Consider the following 18188-nt stretch of genomic DNA (forward strand, 5'->3'; position numbering starts at 1 on the left):
TTTTCCGACCGCCACTTAAGCATCGGGACGCGTGCCCAAACCCATGGCCTGCCGCGCGAACCAGCGTTTGGCCGGCGGCAGCAGATCGAGACCGAGCAGACCGATGTTGCGGCCCAGGGAAACCAGCGGTTGAGTGCTGCCGAACAAACGGGTGACCTGATCGGAGAAGCCCACGGTCAGGTTCTGATCCAGACGCTGACGCTCGCGGTAAGCCTGTAAGGTCGCAAAGTCGCCGGGAGATGTTTCGCTGGCCAACAACGCGTCGGCCAGCGCTTGAGCATCACGCAAAGACAGGTTGAAACCTTGCCCTGCAATCGGGTGCAAACTGTGGGCAGCATTGCCGAGAATCGCCAGATGCGGACGCACCTGCTCTTCGGCCTCGATCAATGTCAGCGGGTACAAATGCCGCGCGCCAACCTGCTTCAAAGTGCCGAGGCGATAACCGAACACGCCTTGCAACTCGCTGAGGAAGCTCTTTTCATCGAGGGCCGCCAACCGTTGCGCATCCATCCCCAATCGGGTCCAGACCAGCGCGCAGCGGTTTTCCGGCAGCGGCAACAAGGCCATCGGCCCGTCATCGGTGAAACGCTCGAAGGCCATGCCGTTGTGCGCTTCACTCGGTGTGATGTTGGCAATCAACGCGCTCTGGTTGTACGGACGCTTTTTGATGCCGATCCCCAGTTGCTCGCGCAAGCCGGAACGGCCGCCATCAGCCAGCACCGCAAGGTCGCATTCCAGGGTAGTTTCATCGTTGAGGGTCAGCCGATAGCCATCGATCAGCGGTTCCATGCGCGTGACTTCTGCCGGGCAGCGCCAGCTGATGACGTCTTTGTCCAAACCCTGCCAGAGGCATTGGCCGAGCCAGGCGTTTTCCACCACATAACCCAGCGCTGGAACGCCCTCTTCCATCGCCGATAGCCGTGCCGTGGAAAAACGCCCACGGTCGGAGACATGAATCTGCTTGATCGGCTCGGCGCGACGGGAGATTTCCTGCCACACGCCCAGCCGTTGATAAATCTGCTTGGCACCGTAGGACAACGCCGAAGAACGGGCGTCATAGCTCGGTTGATAGGTGTCGCCAGGGGCAAAGGGCTCGATCAGCACGATCTTCCAGCCGCGAGCCTTGGCTCCGGCCTGCAGTGCCAACGCCAGGCTGGCACCGACCAGTCCACCCCCAATAATTGCCAGATTGACTCGACTCATGCCGCTTGTGTCCGCGCGGCGGCCATCAAGGCCTCGATCTCGGCGACCGTTTTCGGCACGCCTTTGGTCAGGATTTCACAGCCGGTTTTGGTGACCACTACGTCGTCCTCGATTCGTACGCCAATGCCGCGCCATTTCTTCGCCACGTTCTGGTTGCCCGGGGCAATGTAGATGCCCGGTTCCACGGTCAGCGCCATGCCGACTTCCAGCACGCGCCATTCGCCGCCGACCTTGTATTCGCCGACATCATGCACATCCATGCCCAGCCAGTGGCCGGCGCGGTGCATGTAAAACGCTTTATAGGCTTCGCTGGTTATCAACTCGTCGACGTCGCCCTGCAACAGGCCCAACTTCACCAGACCGGCGGTAATCACCCGGACCGTGGCTTCGTGGGCCTGATTCCAGTGTTTGTCCGGGGCGATTTCCGCAAACGCAGCTTCTTGCGACGCCAGCACCAACTCGTAGATCGCCTTCTGTTCCGCTGAATACTTGCCGTTGACCGGCCAGGTGCGGGTGATGTCGCTGGCGTAGCAGTCGATTTCGCACCCGGCATCGATCAACACCAGGTCGCCGTCCTTGAGCACCGCATCATTCTGCTGGTAATGCAGGATGCAGCTGTTGCGCCCAGCGGCGACGATCGAGCCGTAGGCCGGCATTTTCGCCCCGCCCTTGCGGAACTCGTAGTCGAGTTCGGCTTCGAGGCTGAACTCATGCAACCCCACACGACTGGCCTGCATCGCGCGGATGTGTGCCTGAGCGGAAATCCGCGCGGCCTCACGCATCACCTTCACTTCTGCCGCCGATTTATACAGGCGCATGTCGTGAAGCAGATGATCCAGGGCAACGAATTCGTTCGGTGGCTGGGCGCCGAGGTGCGCTTTAGAGCGGATCACATTGATCCAGTCCATCAGGTGCCGGTCGAATTCGGGGTTGCTGCCCATGGCCGAATACACCCGGTCGCGACCTTCGATCAGGCCCGGCAGGATGTCGTCGATGTCGGTGATGGGGAAGGCGTCGTCGGCGCCAAAGTCACGGATCGCGCCTTCCTGCCCGGCGCGCAAGCCGTCCCACAATTCTCGCTCGGCGTTGCGTTCACGGCAGAACAGTATGTATTCGCCATGTAAACGCCCAGGCATCAAAACGATGACTGCCTGAGGCTCGGGGAAACCGCTGAGGTACTGGAAGTCGCTGTCCTGACGGTAGACGTGCTCGACGTCGCGGTTGCGGATCGCAACGGCGGCGGCGGGCAGAATGGCGATGCTGTTGGGTTCCATCTGCGCCATCAGGGCCTTGCGGCGACGGCTGTATTCCGATTTCGGGATATGAATCATGGGCAGATGGCTTTCCCTGGCACGCGATTAATGCAACGACGGTTTGGCGGCTGGCGGTACATCCGCTTTTTTGGTTTCGGAGAACAGCAGCAGCGGCGCAACCCGTAGGTATTCCATGACTTCCATGTAGTCGCTTTCGCCGTCTTCGGACTCCTCCAGGGCGTCTTGCACCTGAGAAATGGCCGCCAGATCCTGCAACACTTCGGTGGCCTCGGTGCTCAGCATGCTGCTGTCACGGCAGTTCAGGCCGAAACCGCTGAGGAAGCCCTGGCACCATTGGCCCAGTGCGGCGGCGCGGTCGGCCAATGGCTCGTCATCGGTCGGCAGCAGCAGAACGACAGTCACGTCGTCGCCAGTGAGCTCGCCTTTGACCATCTCTTGCAAGCCGATCAAGGCGTTGCGGACATTATCCTGCGGCTCGTTTTCGAGTAGCTCGGCGGCATCAACCAGCCAGCCTTCGGCATCGAAGCCGGCACCGGCGCAACTGCGGCCGAGCAGCAGGCCATGCAGTTCGGCAGGCGAGACGTTATGACCGCTGGAAGTCAGCAGGGTGGCGAAGGCTTGGTACGGGGAATTCTGAATGGGCATGGGCAGCTAGGCGCCAGACGGCGCTATGTCTAGAATGAAGGCCTTGTATCCTACATCGACAGACTCGCCAAGACTATTAAAGGCTGTCCGCCAGCTACCACACACTAGACACAATCTCAGTGGACACAATGGAAGACACAGACCTGCAAGCGCTGATGGCGAGACTCGAGTTGCTAATTGACCGAGTCGAGCAACTAAAGAGTCAAAACGGACTCCTATTAGCTCAGGAAAAGACCTGGCGCGAGGAACGCGCTCACCTCATTGAAAAGAACGAAATCGCCCGGCGCAAGGTCGAATCAATGATTTCGCGCCTCAAGGCCCTGGAGCAAGACTCATGAGTTCAAGCAATAGCGTTACCGTGCAGATCCTCGATAAAGAATATTCGATCATCTGCCCCCAGGAAGAGCGCAGCAACCTGGTGAGCGCCGCCCGTTACCTGGACGGCAAGATGCGCGAAATCCGCAGCAGCGGCAAAGTCATCGGCGCCGATCGCATCGCCGTGATGGCCGCGCTGAACATCACCCACGATCTCCTGCACAAGGAAGAACGCCCGGATGTACAGGCCGGCGGCTCGACCCGTGAGCAGGTTCGCGACCTGCTGGACCGCGTCGATCTGGTGCTCGCAACCGATCCGGACGTCACCAAGGGCTGAAACGCGAAACCGCTTGGGGTATACTCGCATCACTCCCTGGGGTGCTTGCCAGTTGGCGATGTCCCTGAGCCGATTTGCTATACCCTGGAGGTTGCACGTTGGGCTGGTGTGCATGTCCGCTAGACGGAAAGCCTTAAAGCCTACTGCATCTTCCACCTTGAACTTTCGGGTTCAAGGGCTAAGTCGACAGCGGTACATCCGGGGAGCCTGATTCCAGTCCGATGCCGGTTTAAATACCGGCATCGGCTTTTTTACGGGTACGCTTTATGTACTTGCCCTTCTGAAGCCCGAATCCATGACCGAACCTGCGCTGCTGCCCCGCCCGCAACTTCGACGCATGCTGCGCAAGGCCCGCCGCGCACTGACTCCCAGTCAGCAGCGCCAGGCTGCTCGCGGGCTGTACAAGCAATTGGCCCAGCAGCCGCTGTTTCGCCGCGCAAAACATATCTCTCTGTATCTGCCCACCGACGGTGAAATCGACCCGCGTGTTTTGCTGCGTGCCGCTCAGCGTCGAGGCAAGGCGACTTATCTGCCGGTGCTCAGCGCCTGGCCACGAACCAAAATGGTGTTCCAGCGAATTCGCCCCGGTGAAAAACTGAAACCCAACCGCTTTCGTATTCTCGAACCCCGGCACAACCTCGCCCGGCAACGCAAAGTCTGGGCACTTGATCTGGTGTTGTTGCCATTGGTGGGGTTTGACGATGTCGGCGGACGCCTGGGCATGGGCGGTGGTTTCTATGATCGAAGCCTGGCGTACCTGGCACGACGTAAAAACTGGCGCAAGCCGACGCTATTGGGGCTGGCCCATGAATGTCAGAAGGTCGAACGATTGGCTCAAGCGAGCTGGGATGTGCCGTTACAGGGAACGGTGACAGACAAGGCGCGGTATTTCGCAGGCTAGACGCCACTGGAATCAGCGGCGTCCGAAGACAGGTTCAGCGTTTGAAGGCCGACGGTTGCTGTTGCTGCGCGATTTCGATCGGAGCGTCAGTCTTGTTGCTCCACAGGCTTTGGGCATAGCCAGTGGTCACGACGCCGAGGCCGAACAAAATAACCAAAATCCATAGTAAATCCGGTTTGCGTTTCATCGATTGCCCCCCAAAGGCACATCAACACGATGACAGCAGCGGTTTCCGTTGTAGGTGTAGGCCGTGCAGCAGCGTCAAGCTTAGAAGGCCGGCATTTTGCGACAACGTGAACCGACACGCAAACGCTGGCGTCAACCGACCGTCGGTTTGTCATAAAATTCCCCGACAACTTGCCCACCCACTTCGCAAGGAGCAAAAACCATGGCTTATTGGCTGATGAAATCCGAGCCCGACGAGCTCTCGATCAAGGGTCTGGAGACGCTTGGCAAAGCGCGCTGGGACGGGGTTCGCAACTACCAGGCACGTAATTTTCTGCGGGCCATGGCCGTGGGCGACGAGTTTTTCTTCTATCACTCCAGCTGCCCCGAACCGGGGATCGCCGGGATCGGAAAGATTGTCGAAGCCGCGTATCCGGACCCGACGGCGCTGGATCCGGAGAGCGTTTACTTCGATCCGAAATCGTCACCCGAGAAAAACGCCTGGAGCGCGATCGATGTCGCGCATGTCGAGACGTTTCCCAAGGTGCTGAAGCTGGATTATCTAAAGCAGCAGACCGCGCTGGCCGAGATGCCGCTGGTGCAGAAGGGATCGCGACTGTCGGTGATGCCGGTGACCGCGGAGCAATGGGCGGCGGTGATTGCATTACGGGCTTAAGCCATGCAGTGACTGCAAGAATGCTTTCGCGAGCAGGCTCGCTCCCACAGGGGATCTTCAGTGAATGCAGATCCATTGTGGGAGCGAGCCTGCTCGCGAAGAGGCCCGCCCGGACAGCGAAGGACTTATTGGATAATGAGGTTGTTGAACAACAGATCCTCAACCACCGGTTTGCCGGTTTCGTCGTTCATGATTTGCTGGGTCTGCTTCAGGGCCTCCTGACGCAACTTTTCCTTGGCCTCGACGTTGTTCATCGCTTCGGTAGTCTGCTGGGCAAACAACGCCACCAGTTGATTACGAATCAACGGTTCGTTGGCTTTGACCAGTTTGGTCGCTTCTTCCCCGGTCACTCGCAACGCCACATCGGCCTTGTAGACCTTGAGCTTGGGCGTACCGTCCAGCCCGTAGTTGCCCACGAACGGCGGGCTCAAGGTGATGTAATTGACCTTCGGAGCTGCACCTTCTTTGGCTTCTTCGGCCATCGCTGCCACAGGCAGAGACAGGGCCAGCAACAACATGATCCACGCTTTCACAATTCGCTCCTTATCCGGTTTGCGGTCTAGCATAACGACCCGCCGCTCAAGCACAAGCTTATGGCTGACTATCAGGGCCGGGCATGCTCGTTGACCCATCGACTCACACACCTACACTTATCGGCCATCACTCCCAAAGGAATAGCCCTGATGAAAGCCGTGCTGTGCAAAGCCTTCGGCCCTGCCGAATCGCTGGTGCTGGAAGACGTCGCCAGTCCTGTCGCGAAGAAGAATGAAATCCTGCTGGACGTGCACGCCGCCGGGGTGAATTTCCCGGACACGCTGATCATCGAGGGCAAATATCAGTTCAAACCACCCTTCCCGTTTTCCCCGGGCGGCGAAGCGGCTGGCGTGGTCAGCGAAGTAGGAGAAAAGGTCAGCCACCTCAAGGTCGGCGATCGGGTCATGGCGCTGACCGGTTGGGGCAGTTTCGCCGAACAGGTGGCCGTGCCGGGCTACAACGTGCTGCCAATCCCGCCATCGATGGACTTCAACACCGCCGCCGCGTTCAGCATGACCTACGGCACTTCGATGCACGCGCTCAAGCAACGGGGCAACCTGCAACCGGGTGAAACCTTGCTGGTACTCGGCGCTTCCGGCGGTGTCGGCCTGGCCGCCGTGGAAATCGGCAAAGCCATGGGCGCCCGCGTGATCGCCGCCGCCAGCAGCGCCGAAAAACTCGCCGTAGCCAAGGCTGCCGGCGCCGATGAGCTGATCAACTACAGCGAAACCAGCCTCAAGGACGAAATCAAGCGTCTGACCGATGGCCAGGGCGCCGACGTGATCTACGATCCGGTGGGCGGCGACCTGTTCGATCAGGCCATCCGTGCCATCGCTTGGAACGGCCGCCTGCTGGTGGTGGGCTTTGCCAGCGGTCGCATCCCTGAATTGCCGGTCAACCTCGCGCTGCTCAAAGGTGCGGCGGTGGTCGGCGTGTTCTGGGGCTCGTTTGCCCAGCGCCAGCCTCAAGACAACGCGGCGAACTTCCAGCAATTGTTTGGCTGGTTTGCCGAAGGCAAGTTGAAGCCGTTGGTGTCGCAGGTGTATCCACTGAGCAATGCAGCGCAGGCGATCAATGATCTTGGCCAGCGCAAAGCGGTTGGGAAAGTGGTGGTTCAGGTTCGCTGAGCCCAATAAAGCGGTCTGGACTTCAAATGAAGTTGTTCAGACCGCTTACTTCCCATTCAAACGAAGGACATTTCCCAAAGCCTCGTCCTACCCTGTACCGAAATGCGGCATGTAGACCTGCAAGTAACGTTTCCCACAACGCCCTACATTTACACCTGAGCGACATGTTCATAAAAGAACATGCAATCTCCTGCATTTCCCCTATTTGGCCGATGCGAACCGGTGCTATTTTCGGTAACGAAACTGTAACATTCGCATCCGCAGTCAAAACAAGAAATCTGGAGCTCTTGAATGTTTGCTTTCTTTCGTCCTGCCGCACATCAGGCTCCGTTGCCTGAAGAAAAAATAGACAGCACCTACCGACGCCTTCGCTGGCAGATCTTCGCCGGGATTTTCTTTGGCTACGCGGGTTATTACCTGCTGCGCAAGAACTTCTCCCTAGCCATGCCGTACCTGATCGACGAGGGTTACACCCGTGGTCAGCTGGGTTTGGCGATGTCGGCGATCGCGATTGCCTACGGTCTGTCGAAGTTCCTCATGGGCCTGGTGTCCGACCGCTCCAACCCGCGTTACTTCCTGCCTTTCGGCCTGCTGGTATCGGCCGGGGTGATGTTCATTTTCGGTTTCGCACCTTGGGCGACGTCCAGCGTCACCATGATGTTCATCCTGCTCTTCATTAACGGCTGGGCTCAGGGCATGGGCTGGCCACCGAGTGGCCGGACCATGGTGCACTGGTGGTCGCAGAAGGAACGCGGTGGCGTGGTGTCCGTGTGGAACGTGGCGCACAACGTCGGCGGCGGCTTGATCGGCCCGCTGTTCCTGCTCGGCATGGGCTTGTTCAATGACTGGCACGCGGCGTTCTACGTGCCGGCAGCGGTGGCTCTGGCGGTGGCGGTATTCGCCTTCATGACCATGCGCGACACCCCGCAGTCAGTTGGCCTGCCGCCCATCGAGAAGTATAAGAACGACTACCCGGAAGGCTACGACGCCAGCCACGAAGACGAATTCAGCGCCAAGGAAATCTTCGTCAAGTACGTGCTGCGCAACAAAATGCTCTGGTACATCGCCATGGCCAACGTCTTCGTCTACCTGCTGCGCTACGGCGTACTCGACTGGGCCCCGACCTACTTGAAAGAAGCCAAGGGCTTCAACGTGGATAAAACCTCGTGGGCCTACTTCTTCTACGAATGGGCGGGGATCCCGGGCACGCTGTTGTGCGGCTGGATGTCGGACAAGATCTTCCGAGGCAACCGTGGCCTGACCGGCATGGTGTTCATGGCATTGGTGACTGTTGCGACCCTGGTGTACTGGCTCAACCCGGCCGGCAACCCGACAGTGGACATGATCGCGCTGTTCTCGATCGGCTTCCTGATCTACGGCCCGGTGATGCTGATCGGTCTGCAAGCGCTGGAACTGGCGCCGAAGAAAGCCGCCGGTACTGCGGCGGGCTTCACGGGCCTGTTCGGTTACCTGGGCGGTTCGGTCGCGGCCAGTGCCGCGATGGGCTACACCGTGGACCATTTCGGTTGGGATGGCGGTTTTGTGCTGCTGGTGGGCGCTTGCCTGCTGTCGATGGCCTTTCTGGCCCCGACGCTGTGGCACAAACAAGTCGCCAGTCAGAGTCGCGAAGCAATCGCCTGATCGGCCTTTGATTTGCAGCGCTTGAGCCGCGCTTCCAGATTCCGGTCTGGCATGGCGTGGCTACGCAGGGCGTGTGCGGTCTGCTCGACATAATCGCGAGTAGTGCCGTAACGCCCGCAAGCGTTTTCGAACACGTGGCTCAGCACGTGATCCGGCAAGTTGCCCGCGTAGCTGGGCAGATGCCGCTCCAATACAAACCCTAATGCCTGAACCTGACTTCCGTCTTCAAGACGGCAGTTGAGCCAATGTGGGCGATAGGACGGGAATGGCATCTCGCGCTGCCAAAGTGCATAAAGAGAGGCTTCAAGTTGTTCTTCAGGCAAGCGATAGGCGAAGCCGCTGCAAGAACCACCGCGATCCAGACCGAATACCAGCCCAGGCACTTCGGGTGTGCCGCGATGTTCGTGGGACCACAAATACAAACCACGATGGTAGCCATGCACCCGACCGCGCACTCGCTCCACCGCTGCGCATTCAGGACGCCAGATCAGCGAGCCGTAAGCAAACAGCCACACCGGCCCGCCCTTGTGGCGCGCCATCGTCGACTGCATCGAGCTGAGTAATTGTTCGTGCGTGAGCTGCGGCCCCAGATCGAGCCGCGGAGGGTAAGCCAGATTCAAAAAAGCAGATTCAATGGCACTCATGGCGAATAGCGTTCAGCTCCCCGCGGGTAAAGAATTACTTAATAGAACGCACCGCTGTAACAATAAGGCACATATGTTTCGAGGCAATTTAAGTGCCATGGCACAGTTTTTAAATAATTACCTGAATGACATATAACCTACCGGTATTTATATAATTTTATAAATACCGATCGGCTATATGGAGAGTTATAACGATTGAGAGAGGATCAAGATCGAGGCGCGTACGCAAACACATCCGCGCGCATCTGATGAGCGTCCATCCCGGCTTCGACCAAGGCATCCAGTGTGCCGTAGACCATGGCCGGAGAGCCGCTGGCGTAGACATGCAAGGATTTCAGATCCGGGAAATCCTCACACACCGCTTCATGCAACATGCCGCAGCGCCCCTGCCAGCTGCATGAATCGCTGACGATTTTATGCAAGAACAGATTGGTCAGCTTGAGCCACTCGTCCCAATGTTCGATCTCGTAAAAATCGTCAGGACGACGCACGCCCCAATACAGATGCACCGGATGCTTGAAGCCCGTAGCACGGCAATGTTCGATCAGGCTATGGATCTGGCCCATGCCGGTGCCCGCAGCGATCAGCACCAGCGGGCCTTCCGGCAGTTCCGCCAGATGGGTGTCGCCGAACGGCATTTCGATCCGCACCATCGGGTTGCGTTGCAACTGGTCGATCAAGCTCAGCGCACTGCTTTCGCGCGCCAGCACATGGATTTCCAGATCACGCCCGCCATGCGGTGCCGAGGCCAGGGAGAACGCGGATTTCTCGCCGTTCTCGCGCTCGATCATCAAGTACTGACCGGCGTGATAACGCGGCGGCTTGCCGGCCGGTGCTCGCAGACGCACACGCCAGGTATCGCCGCCGACGTCCCTGCATTCAATGACCTGACACGACAAGCTGCGCACCGGCAATTCTCCCAGCGCGAGCACGCCATCCCACAGCACGATGCAGTCTTCCAGCGGCTCTGCAATGCAAGTGTAGAACTCGCCATGGTCGCGCACACCGCCTTCCTGTTCGACCCGCCCTTCCACCAGTAGTGCGGCGCACACATGGCAATTGCCGTTTCGACAGCTTTGCGGGCATTCATAGCCCAGACGCCGCGCGCCATCGAGAATCCGCTCGCCGGGCAGAATCTGTAGCACTGCTCCGGAGGGCTGCAAGGTTACACGCATCAATCTATTCCTAACTGATTCCAGATGGCATCGATCCGCTGGGTAACGGCTTCGTCCTTGACGATCACCCGGCCCCACTCGCGAGTGGTTTCGCCCGGCCATTTATGCGTGGCATCGAGCCCCATCTTCGAACCCAGGCCGGAAACCGGCGAGGCGAAGTCCAGGTAATCGATCGGCGTGTTGTCGATCATCACCGTGTCGCGCTTGGGGTCCATGCGCGTGGTGATGGCCCAGATCACGTCGTTCCAGTCGCGTGCGTTGATGTCGTCGTCAGTGACGATAACGAACTTGGTGTACATGAACTGTCGCAAAAACGACCAGACACCGAGCATTACCCGCTTGGCATGACCGGGATACGACTTCTTCATGGTCACGATGGCCATGCGGTACGAGCAGCCTTCGGGCGGCAGGTAGAAGTCGGTGATCTCCGGGAACTGCTTCTGCAGGATCGGCACAAACACTTCGTTCAGCGCCACACCCAGAATCGCCGGCTCATCCGGCGGACGGCCGGTATAGGTGCTGTGATAAATCGGTTTGATCCGGTGGGTGATGCGCTCGACGGTGAACACCGGGAAGCTGTCGACTTCGTTGTAGTAGCCGGTGTGGTCGCCGTACGGGCCTTCATCGGCCATCTCGCCCGGATGGATCACGCCTTCAAGGATGATCTCGGCAGTCGCCGGGACCTGCAAGTCGTTGCCACGGCACTTCACCAGCTCGGTGCGGTTGCCGCGCAACAAGCCAGCGAAAGCATATTCGGAAAGGCTGTCCGGCACAGGAGTCACCGCGCCGAGAATGGTCGCCGGGTCAGCGCCCAGCGCCACGGACACCGGGAACGGCTGGCCAGGATGCTTCTCGCACCACTCGCGGTAATCCAGCGCGCCGCCACGATGGCTGAGCCAGCGCATGATGACCTTGTTGCGGCCAATCACTTGCTGACGGTAGATGCCGAGGTTCTGGCGATCCTTGTTCGGGCCTTTGGTGACGGTCAGCCCCCAGGTGATCAGCGGACCGACGTCGCCCGGCCAGCAGGTCTGCACCGGCAGCATTGCGAGGTCGACGTCGTCGCCTTCGATGACCACTTCCTGGCACACCGCGTCTTTGACCACTTTCGGTGCCATGGCGATGATCTTGCGGAAGATCGGCAGCTTGGACCACGCATCTTTCAGGCCCTTCGGCGGCTCGGGCTCCTTGAGGAACGCCAGCAGCTTGCCGATCTCGCGCAACTCGCTGACCGCTTCCGCACCCATGCCCAGCGCCACGCGCTCAGGGGTGCCGAACAGGTTGCCGAGTACCGGGATGTCATAACCCGTGGGCTTTTCGAAAAGCAGGGCCGGACCTTTGGCACGCAGGGTGCGGTCGCAGACCTCGGTCATTTCGAGCACTGGGGACACCGGAACCTGGATGCGCTTGAGTTCGCCGCGTTTTTCCAGGCCGCTGATAAAGTCGCGCAAGTCGCGATACTGCATGCGTGAGCCTCGTGTTGGCCGTGCCGTTCGGGGGTGGCAGTTTAGCGCCGAACCCCTCTATTCAGAACCACGAACTGCCGGTTCATCAAAAATCAGATAGCAAAAAGCCGGGTTTCCCCGGCTCTAGTGCCCTGTATGGCTGTCTCTGTTAGTCAACTTCGGCGCCGCAAGCTCATATCCTGCGTTGCTGCTCCTCGCCATAGCGGGCTATGACTCGTCGCAGCGCCTTGGCTATGAGCCTGCGGCATCCGAATTTGAACTAATGAGACAGCCACACAGGGCACAGCCCTTATCGACTTACTTGCGTTTCATCGACAGGAAGAACTCATCGTTGGTCTTGGTCGTTTTCAACTTGTCGACCAGGAATTCGATGGCAGCGATTTCGTCCATCGGGTGCAGCAGCTTGCGAAGGATCCACATGCGCTGCAACTCGTCGTCGGCTGTCAGCAACTCTTCGCGGCGGGTGCCGGAACGGTTGATGTTGATGGCCGGGAAGACGCGTTTTTCGGCGATGCGACGATCCAGCGGCAGTTCCATGTTGCCCGTGCCTTTGAATTCTTCGTAGATCACTTCGTCCATCTTCGAGCCGGTTTCAACCAGCGCGGTGGCGATGATGGTCAGCGAACCGCCTTCTTCGATGTTCCGTGCAGCACCGAAGAAACGTTTCGGTTTCTCCAGGGCATGGGCATCGACACCACCGGTGAGTACTTTGCCGGAGCTCGGGATCACGGTGTTGTAGGCGCGAGCCAGACGGGTGATGGAGTCGAGCAGGATCACCACGTCCTTCTTGTGTTCGACCAGGCGCTTGGCCTTCTCGATCACCATTTCGGCAACCTGCACGTGGCGGGTTGGCGGCTCATCGAACGTCGAGGCAACCACTTCGCCGCGCACGGTGCGCTGCATTTCGGTCACTTCTTCCGGACGTTCGTCGATCAGCAATACGATCAGATGAACTTCAGGATTGTTACGCGCGATGTTGGCTGCGATGTTCTGCAGCATGATGGTTTTACCGGCTTTCGGCGGTGCAACGATCAGACCGCGCTGGCCTTTGCCGATCGGGGCGCACAGGTCGATGACACGACCGGTCAAGTCTTCGGTGGAACCGTTGCCGGCTTCCATCTTCATGCGCACGGTCGGGAACAGCGGGGTCAGGTTCTCGAAGAGAATCTTGTTTTTCGCGTTCTCAGGACGATCGTAGTTGATCGTGTCGACCTTGAGCAGCGCGAAATAACGCTCGCCTTCCTTTGGAGGACGGATCTTGCCAACGATGGTGTCACCGGTGCGCAAGTTGAAGCGACGGATCTGGCTTGGCGAGACGTAGATATCGTCTGGGCCTGCGAGATAGGAAGCGTCAGCGGAGCGAAGGAAGCCGAAGCCGTCCTGGAGAATCTCCAGCACGCCATCACCGGAGATTTCCTCGCCGCTTTTAGCGTGCTTTTTGAGCAGGGAGAAAATCACGTCCTGCTTGCGCGAACGGGCCATATTTTCTATGCCCATCTGTTCGGCCAATTCGAGCAGTTCGGTAATCGGCTTTTGCTTGAGTTCAGTCAGATTCATATAGGAATGACGTAATCATTTATGGAGGGGGGGAAATTAAGCTTTTGGCTTAATGAGGCCGCGCCGCAGAGAAGGCGACAGGATCGCGTACTTATTCGAAAAGGAGTGCGTCGGCGACGGCTAGCAGGGGGCAGTGGAGAAACCAGTGCGGGGCCGAATGTACCACCTGAGTTTCAGAGCGTCTAGCCCTCAATAACGAAAAGGCCCCGCAATGTGCGGGGCCTTTTTGATGACACTTTAAACGACGCTTAGATGTTGGCGTCGAGGAAAGCAGCCAGTTGCGACTTCGACAGTGCGCCGACCTTGGTCGCTTCAACGTTGCCGTTCTTGAACAACATCAGAGTCGGGATACCCCGCACGCCATGCTTGGCCGGGGTTTCCTGGTTTTCGTCGATGTTCAGTTTGGCAACGGTCAGCTTGCCTTTGTAGGTTTCAGCAATTTCGTCCAGAACAGGAGCGATCATTTTGCAAGGGCCGCACCATTCAGCCCAGTAGTCGACCAGTACAGCGCCTTCGGCCTTGAGGACGTCGACGTCGAAGCTAGCGTCGGTGACGTGTTTAATAAGATCGCTGCTCATGGAAGTCTCCAGGTTGTAAGCAAAAAAACGTGGCCCATCATAGCCGCCCTTCCCTCGTTCAGGAAGGTGCAGATGATTGAGTCTCGCTATGGTGCCGCATGAGTTTGGGTATAGACCAAGTCACGAGGTGGCGGGAGCGACGAAGGCAATTGCGGTGCGCAGGGCTGCATTGCGCACATGCTCCTGCATGGCCTTCTGCGCCGCGCCAGACGCACGCCGGGCCAGTGCGCGGAGGATTTTGCGGTGTTCCTGCCAGGTTTCCATGGCCCGCTCTGCCCGGATGAACGGTAGCTTTTGGCTCTCTAGAAAAATGTCGGCGCTGGCCGTCAGAATGCTCAGCATCGCCTGATTGCCACTCGCCAGCAGGATGCGTCGGTGAAACTCGAAATCCAGTCGCGCCGCTGCCTCGAAGTCGCCGGCCTTCAATTCGATGCGCATGGCGGCGACGTTATCTTCCAGTGCATCGAGCTCGTGAGTACTCAGGGTCGCCGCCGCCAAACCGGCGGCGAAGCCTTCCAGGGCATAACGCAACTGGAAAATATCCAGCGGCGAGGCCTGGGCCGCGAACGGCCAACTCAGTGCCACATCGGACCGAGGCAAATCCACCGGAGACTGCACGAACACGCCTTTACCCGGCTGGATGCTGATCACGCCCAGCGCACTCAGCGACGACAACGCCTCTCTCAGCGACGCCCGGCTGACCCCTAATTGCACCGCCAAATCCCGTTGCGAGGGCAAGGCATCCCCCGGCCCGAAACCCTGCTCGGTGATCAGTTTGCGGATGGCTTGCAACGCCACTTCAGGTACGGCGCGGGAGATCGAGTTCATGGTTTTTCAGAGAAACCGGGCTAATGAGCGGCTAGTTGTAAAGCTATTCGCGACGCCCGGCAAGTCGTGCCCCATGGGGGTTCGGCGAATTCCGGCGATGCGCTATCAGGGTGCGAAACCGCGCGCGACTGTTCAGACCAGTAAGACCGAGTGACACCAGCAAAACCGTGGCCTTGCGCCCCCAAAAACCGATGTTGGCATGGCCCATGCTCTGTCGATCCGCAGAATTCATTCCTCGCCGATTCGGAGATTTGCCATGACCCAGCGTTACAGCGCCCTCCTCGCAGCCTTGTTTGCCAGCCTGATGCTGAGCCAGGCGCCCGCCCACGCCGACGGTCTGGAGGATGTGGTCAAGCGCGGCATCCTCAAGGTTGCCGTGCCTCAGGACTTCCCGCCCTTCGGCTCGGTCGGCCCGGACATGAAACCGCGCGGCCTGGACATCGATACGGCAAAACTGCTGGCCGACCAACTCAAGGTCAAACTCGAACTGACCCCGGTCAACAGCACCAACCGCATCCCGTTCCTGACCACCGGCAAGGTCGATCTGGTGATCTCCAGCCTCGGCAAGAACCCCGAGCGCGAGAAGGTTATCGACTTCTCCCGTGCCTACGCGCCGTTCTACCTCGCCGTATTCGGTCCGCCGGATGCCGACATCAAAAGCCTGGACGACCTCAAGGGCAAAACCATCAGCGTCACCCGTGGCGCCATCGAAGACATCGAGCTGACCAAAGTCGCGCCCGAAGGTGTGACCATCAAGCGCTTCGAAGACAACAACTCGACCATCGCCGCTTACCTCGCCGGGCAAGTTGATCTGATCGCCAGCGGCAACGTGGTGATGGTGGCTATCAGTGAGCGCAACCCGAAACGTGTGCCGGCGCTGAAAGTGAAGCTCAAGGATTCGCCGGTCTACGTCGGCGTGAACAAAAACGAGCCGGCGCTGCTGGACAAGGTCAACCAGATCCTCGCCACCGCCAAGACCGACGGCGCGCTGGAGAAGAACTCCCGGACCTGGCTCAAAGAGCCGCTACCGGCCGATCTCTGATCGTCGCGCGACGCCGTTTAAACAAGGAGCCTAAACATGGCTTATCAGTTCGATTTCATACCGGTGGTGCAAAACACCGACCTGTTGCTGCGCGGTGCGTTGTTCACCCTTGAACTGACGGCCATCGGCGCGGTGCTCGGGGTGGGTCTGGGCATCGTCGGGGCGCTGGTGCGGGCGTGGAACATCCGCCCGTTCGCCGGCATTTTTGGGGTCTACGTCGAGTTGATCCGCAACACGCCGTTTCTGGTGCAGCTGTTTTTCATCTTCTTCGGCCTGCCGTCACTGGGCGTGCAGATTTCGGAATGGCAGGCAGCGGTGCTGGCGATGGTGATCAACCTCGGCGCCTATTCCACCGAGATCATCCGCGCCGGCATCCAAGCGATCCCCCGAGGACAGTTGGAAGCTGCCGCCGCGTTGGCGATGACCCGTTTTGAAGCGTTCCGCCACGTGGTCCTGCTGCCAGCGCTGGGCAAGGTCTGGCCGGCGCTGAGCAGCCAGATCATCATCGTCATGCTGGGTTCGGCGGTCTGCTCGCAGATCGCCACCGAAGAGCTGAGCTTCGCCGCCAACTTCATTCAGTCGCGCAACTTCCGCGCCTTTGAAACCTACGCCCTGACCACGCTGGTCTACCTGTGCATGGCGCTAATGATCCGCCAATTGCTGAACTGGATCGGTCGCCGCTACATAGCCAGGAGCAGCCAATGAGCGATTTCACGTTCTGGGATGTCGTTCGCAACCTGCTCACGGGCCTGCAATGGACACTGGCGCTGTCGCTGGTGGCGTTTATCGGCGGTGGATTGATCGGCTTGCTGATCATGGTCATGCGCATTTCGAAAAAATCCCTGCCCCGCAGCTTCGCACGCACCTATATCGAACTGTTCCAGGGCACGCCGCTGTTGATGCAGCTGTTTCTGGTGTTCTTCGGCGTGGCGTTGGCCGGGGTGGAGATCTCGCCGTGGATGGCGGCGGCGATTGCCCTGACGCTGTTCACCAGCGCCTACCTGGCGGAGATCTGGCGCGGTTGCGTCGAGTCGATCCCCAACGGCCAGTGGGAAGCTTCATCAAGCCTGGCGCTCAATCCTCTGGAGCAACTGCGCTACGTGATCCTGCCGCAAGCGCTGCGCATCGCCGTGGCACCGACGGTGGGCTTCTCCGTGCAGGTGGTCAAAGGCACCGCCGTCACCTCGATCATCGGCTTCACCGAACTGACCAAGACCGGCGGCATGCTCGCCAACGCGACCTTCGAACCGTTCATGGTCTACGGCCTCGTGGCCCTCGGTTACTTTCTGCTCTGCTACCCCTTGTCCCTCAGTGCGCGCTATCTGGAAAGGAGACTGCATGCCTCTGCTTAGAATTTCCGCTCTGCATAAATATTACGGCGATCACCATGTGCTCAAAGGCATCGACCTGAGCGTCGAGGAAGGCCAGGTGGTGGCGATCATCGGTCGCAGCGGCTCGGGAAAATCCACCTTGCTGCGCACCCTCAACGGCCTGGAATCGATCAACGACGGCGTGATTGAAGTCGACGGCGACTACCTCGACGCCGCCCGTGCCGATCTGCGCAGCTTGCGACAAAAAGTCGGAATGGTGTTTCAACAGTTCAACCTGTTTCCGCACCTGACGGTCGGCGAAAACGTGATGCTCGCGCCGCAGGTGGTGCAGAAAGTGCCGAAAGCCAAAGCGGCCGAACTGGCGCGGGAGATGTTGGAGCGGGTCGGGCTGGGGGAGAAATTCGATGCCTTCCCGGATCGATTGTCTGGCGGGCAGCAACAGCGGGTGGCGATTGCCCGGGCGCTGGCGATGTCGCCGAAGGTCTTGCTGTGCGATGAGATTACCTCGGCGCTGGACCCGGAATTGGTCAATGAAGTGTTGAGCGTGGTTCGGCAACTGGCCAAGGAAGGGATGACGTTGATCATGGTCACCCATGAAATGCGCTTTGCGCGCGAGGTTGGGGATAAGTTGGTGTTCATGCATCAGGGCAAGGTGCATGAGGTCGGGGATCCGAAGATTCTGTTCGCGAATCCGCAGACGGCGGAGTTGGCGAATTTTATCGGGACGGTTGAAGCGGCGGTGAGCTGAA

The 18188-nt window shown here is 59.2% G+C and carries 21 protein-coding genes and 1 other RNA gene; 11 read left to right on the plus strand and 11 right to left on the minus strand.

What is annotated here, in order from left to right; all coding sequences use genetic code 11:
- Positions 1-15 precede the first annotated feature (15 nt).
- Genes ubiH through ACYZTW_RS31965 form a run of 3 tightly spaced genes read right to left on the minus strand, consistent with a single transcriptional unit; the run spans position 16 to position 3122 of the window.
- Complete coding sequence (ubiH, locus tag ACYZTW_RS31955) at positions 16-1203, minus strand: 2-octaprenyl-6-methoxyphenyl hydroxylase (protein WP_033060622.1); 1188 nt, start codon at positions 1201-1203, stop codon at positions 16-18.
- Positions 1200-2534, minus strand: a complete 1335-nt coding sequence (pepP, locus tag ACYZTW_RS31960; RefSeq protein WP_462003191.1) for a Xaa-Pro aminopeptidase — start codon at positions 2532-2534, stop codon at positions 1200-1202. The genes ubiH and pepP overlap by 4 nt, the downstream gene beginning before the upstream one ends.
- A gap of 27 nt (positions 2535-2561) precedes the next feature.
- Positions 2562-3122, minus strand: coding sequence for a YecA/YgfB family protein (locus ACYZTW_RS31965; protein ID WP_462003192.1), 561 nt, complete (start codon positions 3120-3122; stop codon positions 2562-2564).
- Between the two features lie 128 nt (positions 3123-3250).
- Here ACYZTW_RS31965 and ACYZTW_RS31970 point away from each other — a divergent pair, with 128 nt between their 5' ends.
- The 4 genes from ACYZTW_RS31970 (at position 3251) to ACYZTW_RS31985 (ending at position 4675) form a co-directional block, all read left to right on the plus strand.
- Positions 3251-3460 (plus strand): TIGR02449 family protein, encoded by a 210-nt coding sequence (locus ACYZTW_RS31970; protein ID WP_003177365.1) that lies wholly within the window; start codon positions 3251-3253, stop codon positions 3458-3460.
- Complete coding sequence (locus tag ACYZTW_RS31975) at positions 3457-3774, plus strand: cell division protein ZapA (protein WP_150765618.1); 318 nt, start codon at positions 3457-3459, stop codon at positions 3772-3774. The genes ACYZTW_RS31970 and ACYZTW_RS31975 overlap by 4 nt, the downstream gene beginning before the upstream one ends.
- A gap of 30 nt (positions 3775-3804) precedes the next feature.
- A non-coding RNA gene (ssrS, locus tag ACYZTW_RS31980) (6S RNA) lies at positions 3805-3983 on the plus strand.
- 86 nt (positions 3984-4069) lie between these two features.
- On the plus strand, positions 4070-4675 hold the full coding sequence (locus ACYZTW_RS31985) for a 5-formyltetrahydrofolate cyclo-ligase (protein WP_140675317.1): 606 nt from the start codon (positions 4070-4072) through the stop codon (positions 4673-4675).
- Between the two features lie 34 nt (positions 4676-4709).
- Here ACYZTW_RS31985 and ACYZTW_RS31990 read toward each other — a convergent pair whose 3' ends face one another.
- Positions 4710-4862, minus strand: coding sequence for a hypothetical protein (locus ACYZTW_RS31990; protein ID WP_008024268.1), 153 nt, complete (start codon positions 4860-4862; stop codon positions 4710-4712).
- A 201-nt stretch (positions 4863-5063) separates the two neighbouring features.
- Here ACYZTW_RS31990 and ACYZTW_RS31995 point away from each other — a divergent pair, with 201 nt between their 5' ends.
- Positions 5064-5516 (plus strand): EVE domain-containing protein, encoded by a 453-nt coding sequence (locus ACYZTW_RS31995; protein ID WP_462003193.1) that lies wholly within the window; start codon positions 5064-5066, stop codon positions 5514-5516.
- A gap of 125 nt (positions 5517-5641) precedes the next feature.
- Here the strand turns inward: ACYZTW_RS31995 and ACYZTW_RS32000 are convergent, their stop codons facing one another.
- Positions 5642-6049, minus strand: a complete 408-nt coding sequence (locus tag ACYZTW_RS32000; protein ID WP_436273254.1) for a flagellar basal body-associated protein FliL — start codon at positions 6047-6049, stop codon at positions 5642-5644.
- A 150-nt stretch (positions 6050-6199) separates the two neighbouring features.
- Between ACYZTW_RS32000 and ACYZTW_RS32005 the strand changes: the two genes are divergently transcribed.
- Positions 6200-7177 carry an NADPH:quinone oxidoreductase family protein gene (locus ACYZTW_RS32005; protein WP_008150352.1) on the plus strand — a complete coding sequence of 326 codons (978 nt, stop codon included), beginning with the start codon at positions 6200-6202 and terminating at the stop codon, positions 7175-7177.
- A 291-nt stretch (positions 7178-7468) separates the two neighbouring features.
- Positions 7469-8818: a glycerol-3-phosphate transporter gene (glpT, locus tag ACYZTW_RS32010; RefSeq protein ID WP_462003194.1), complete on the plus strand. Its 1350-nt coding sequence runs from the start codon at positions 7469-7471 to the stop codon at positions 8816-8818.
- Here the strand turns inward: glpT and ACYZTW_RS32015 are convergent.
- The 6 genes from ACYZTW_RS32015 to ACYZTW_RS32040 all read right to left on the minus strand — a co-directional run bounded on the left by ACYZTW_RS32015 (position 8794) and on the right by ACYZTW_RS32040 (position 15066).
- Positions 8794-9462 carry a gamma-glutamylcyclotransferase gene (locus tag ACYZTW_RS32015; protein ID WP_129440131.1) on the minus strand — a complete coding sequence of 223 codons (669 nt, stop codon included), beginning with the start codon at positions 9460-9462 and terminating at the stop codon, positions 8794-8796. The two genes, glpT and ACYZTW_RS32015, sit on opposite strands and share 25 nt — an antisense overlap.
- Positions 9463-9668: 206 nt before the next feature.
- A complete protein-coding gene (locus ACYZTW_RS32020; protein ID WP_462003195.1) occupies positions 9669-10637 on the minus strand; it encodes a CDP-6-deoxy-delta-3,4-glucoseen reductase in 969 nt (322 codons plus the stop codon).
- Positions 10637-12103: a 4-hydroxy-3-polyprenylbenzoate decarboxylase gene (ubiD, locus tag ACYZTW_RS32025; protein WP_056738783.1), complete on the minus strand. Its 1467-nt coding sequence runs from the start codon at positions 12101-12103 to the stop codon at positions 10637-10639. The genes ACYZTW_RS32020 and ubiD overlap by 1 nt, the downstream gene beginning before the upstream one ends.
- A gap of 297 nt (positions 12104-12400) precedes the next feature.
- Complete coding sequence (rho, locus tag ACYZTW_RS32030; RefSeq protein WP_007942421.1) at positions 12401-13660, minus strand: transcription termination factor Rho; 1260 nt, start codon at positions 13658-13660, stop codon at positions 12401-12403.
- Between the two features lie 248 nt (positions 13661-13908).
- Complete coding sequence (gene trxA, locus ACYZTW_RS32035; RefSeq protein ID WP_008150340.1) at positions 13909-14238, minus strand: thioredoxin TrxA; 330 nt, start codon at positions 14236-14238, stop codon at positions 13909-13911.
- Positions 14239-14358: 120 nt separating this feature from the next.
- Positions 14359-15066: a FadR/GntR family transcriptional regulator gene (locus ACYZTW_RS32040; protein WP_462003196.1), complete on the minus strand. Its 708-nt coding sequence runs from the start codon at positions 15064-15066 to the stop codon at positions 14359-14361.
- Between the two features lie 256 nt (positions 15067-15322).
- On the opposite strand from ACYZTW_RS32040, the gene ACYZTW_RS32045 reads away from it, so the two are divergent.
- Genes ACYZTW_RS32045 through ACYZTW_RS32060 form a run of 4 tightly spaced genes read left to right on the plus strand, consistent with a single transcriptional unit; the run spans position 15323 to position 18187 of the window.
- Positions 15323-16108: a transporter substrate-binding domain-containing protein gene (locus ACYZTW_RS32045; RefSeq protein ID WP_462003197.1), complete on the plus strand. Its 786-nt coding sequence runs from the start codon at positions 15323-15325 to the stop codon at positions 16106-16108.
- A gap of 36 nt (positions 16109-16144) precedes the next feature.
- On the plus strand, positions 16145-16813 hold the full coding sequence (locus ACYZTW_RS32050) for an amino acid ABC transporter permease (RefSeq protein ID WP_046045116.1): 669 nt from the start codon (positions 16145-16147) through the stop codon (positions 16811-16813).
- Positions 16810-17460, plus strand: coding sequence for an amino acid ABC transporter permease (locus ACYZTW_RS32055; protein WP_033060645.1), 651 nt, complete (start codon positions 16810-16812; stop codon positions 17458-17460). The genes ACYZTW_RS32050 and ACYZTW_RS32055 overlap by 4 nt, the downstream gene beginning before the upstream one ends.
- Positions 17447-18187, plus strand: coding sequence for an amino acid ABC transporter ATP-binding protein (locus ACYZTW_RS32060; RefSeq protein WP_462003198.1), 741 nt, complete (start codon positions 17447-17449; stop codon positions 18185-18187). The genes ACYZTW_RS32055 and ACYZTW_RS32060 overlap by 14 nt, the downstream gene beginning before the upstream one ends.
- The last annotated feature ends 1 nt before the right edge of the window (position 18188 follow it).

The organism is Pseudomonas sp. LB3P25 (genome assembly GCF_054897985.1).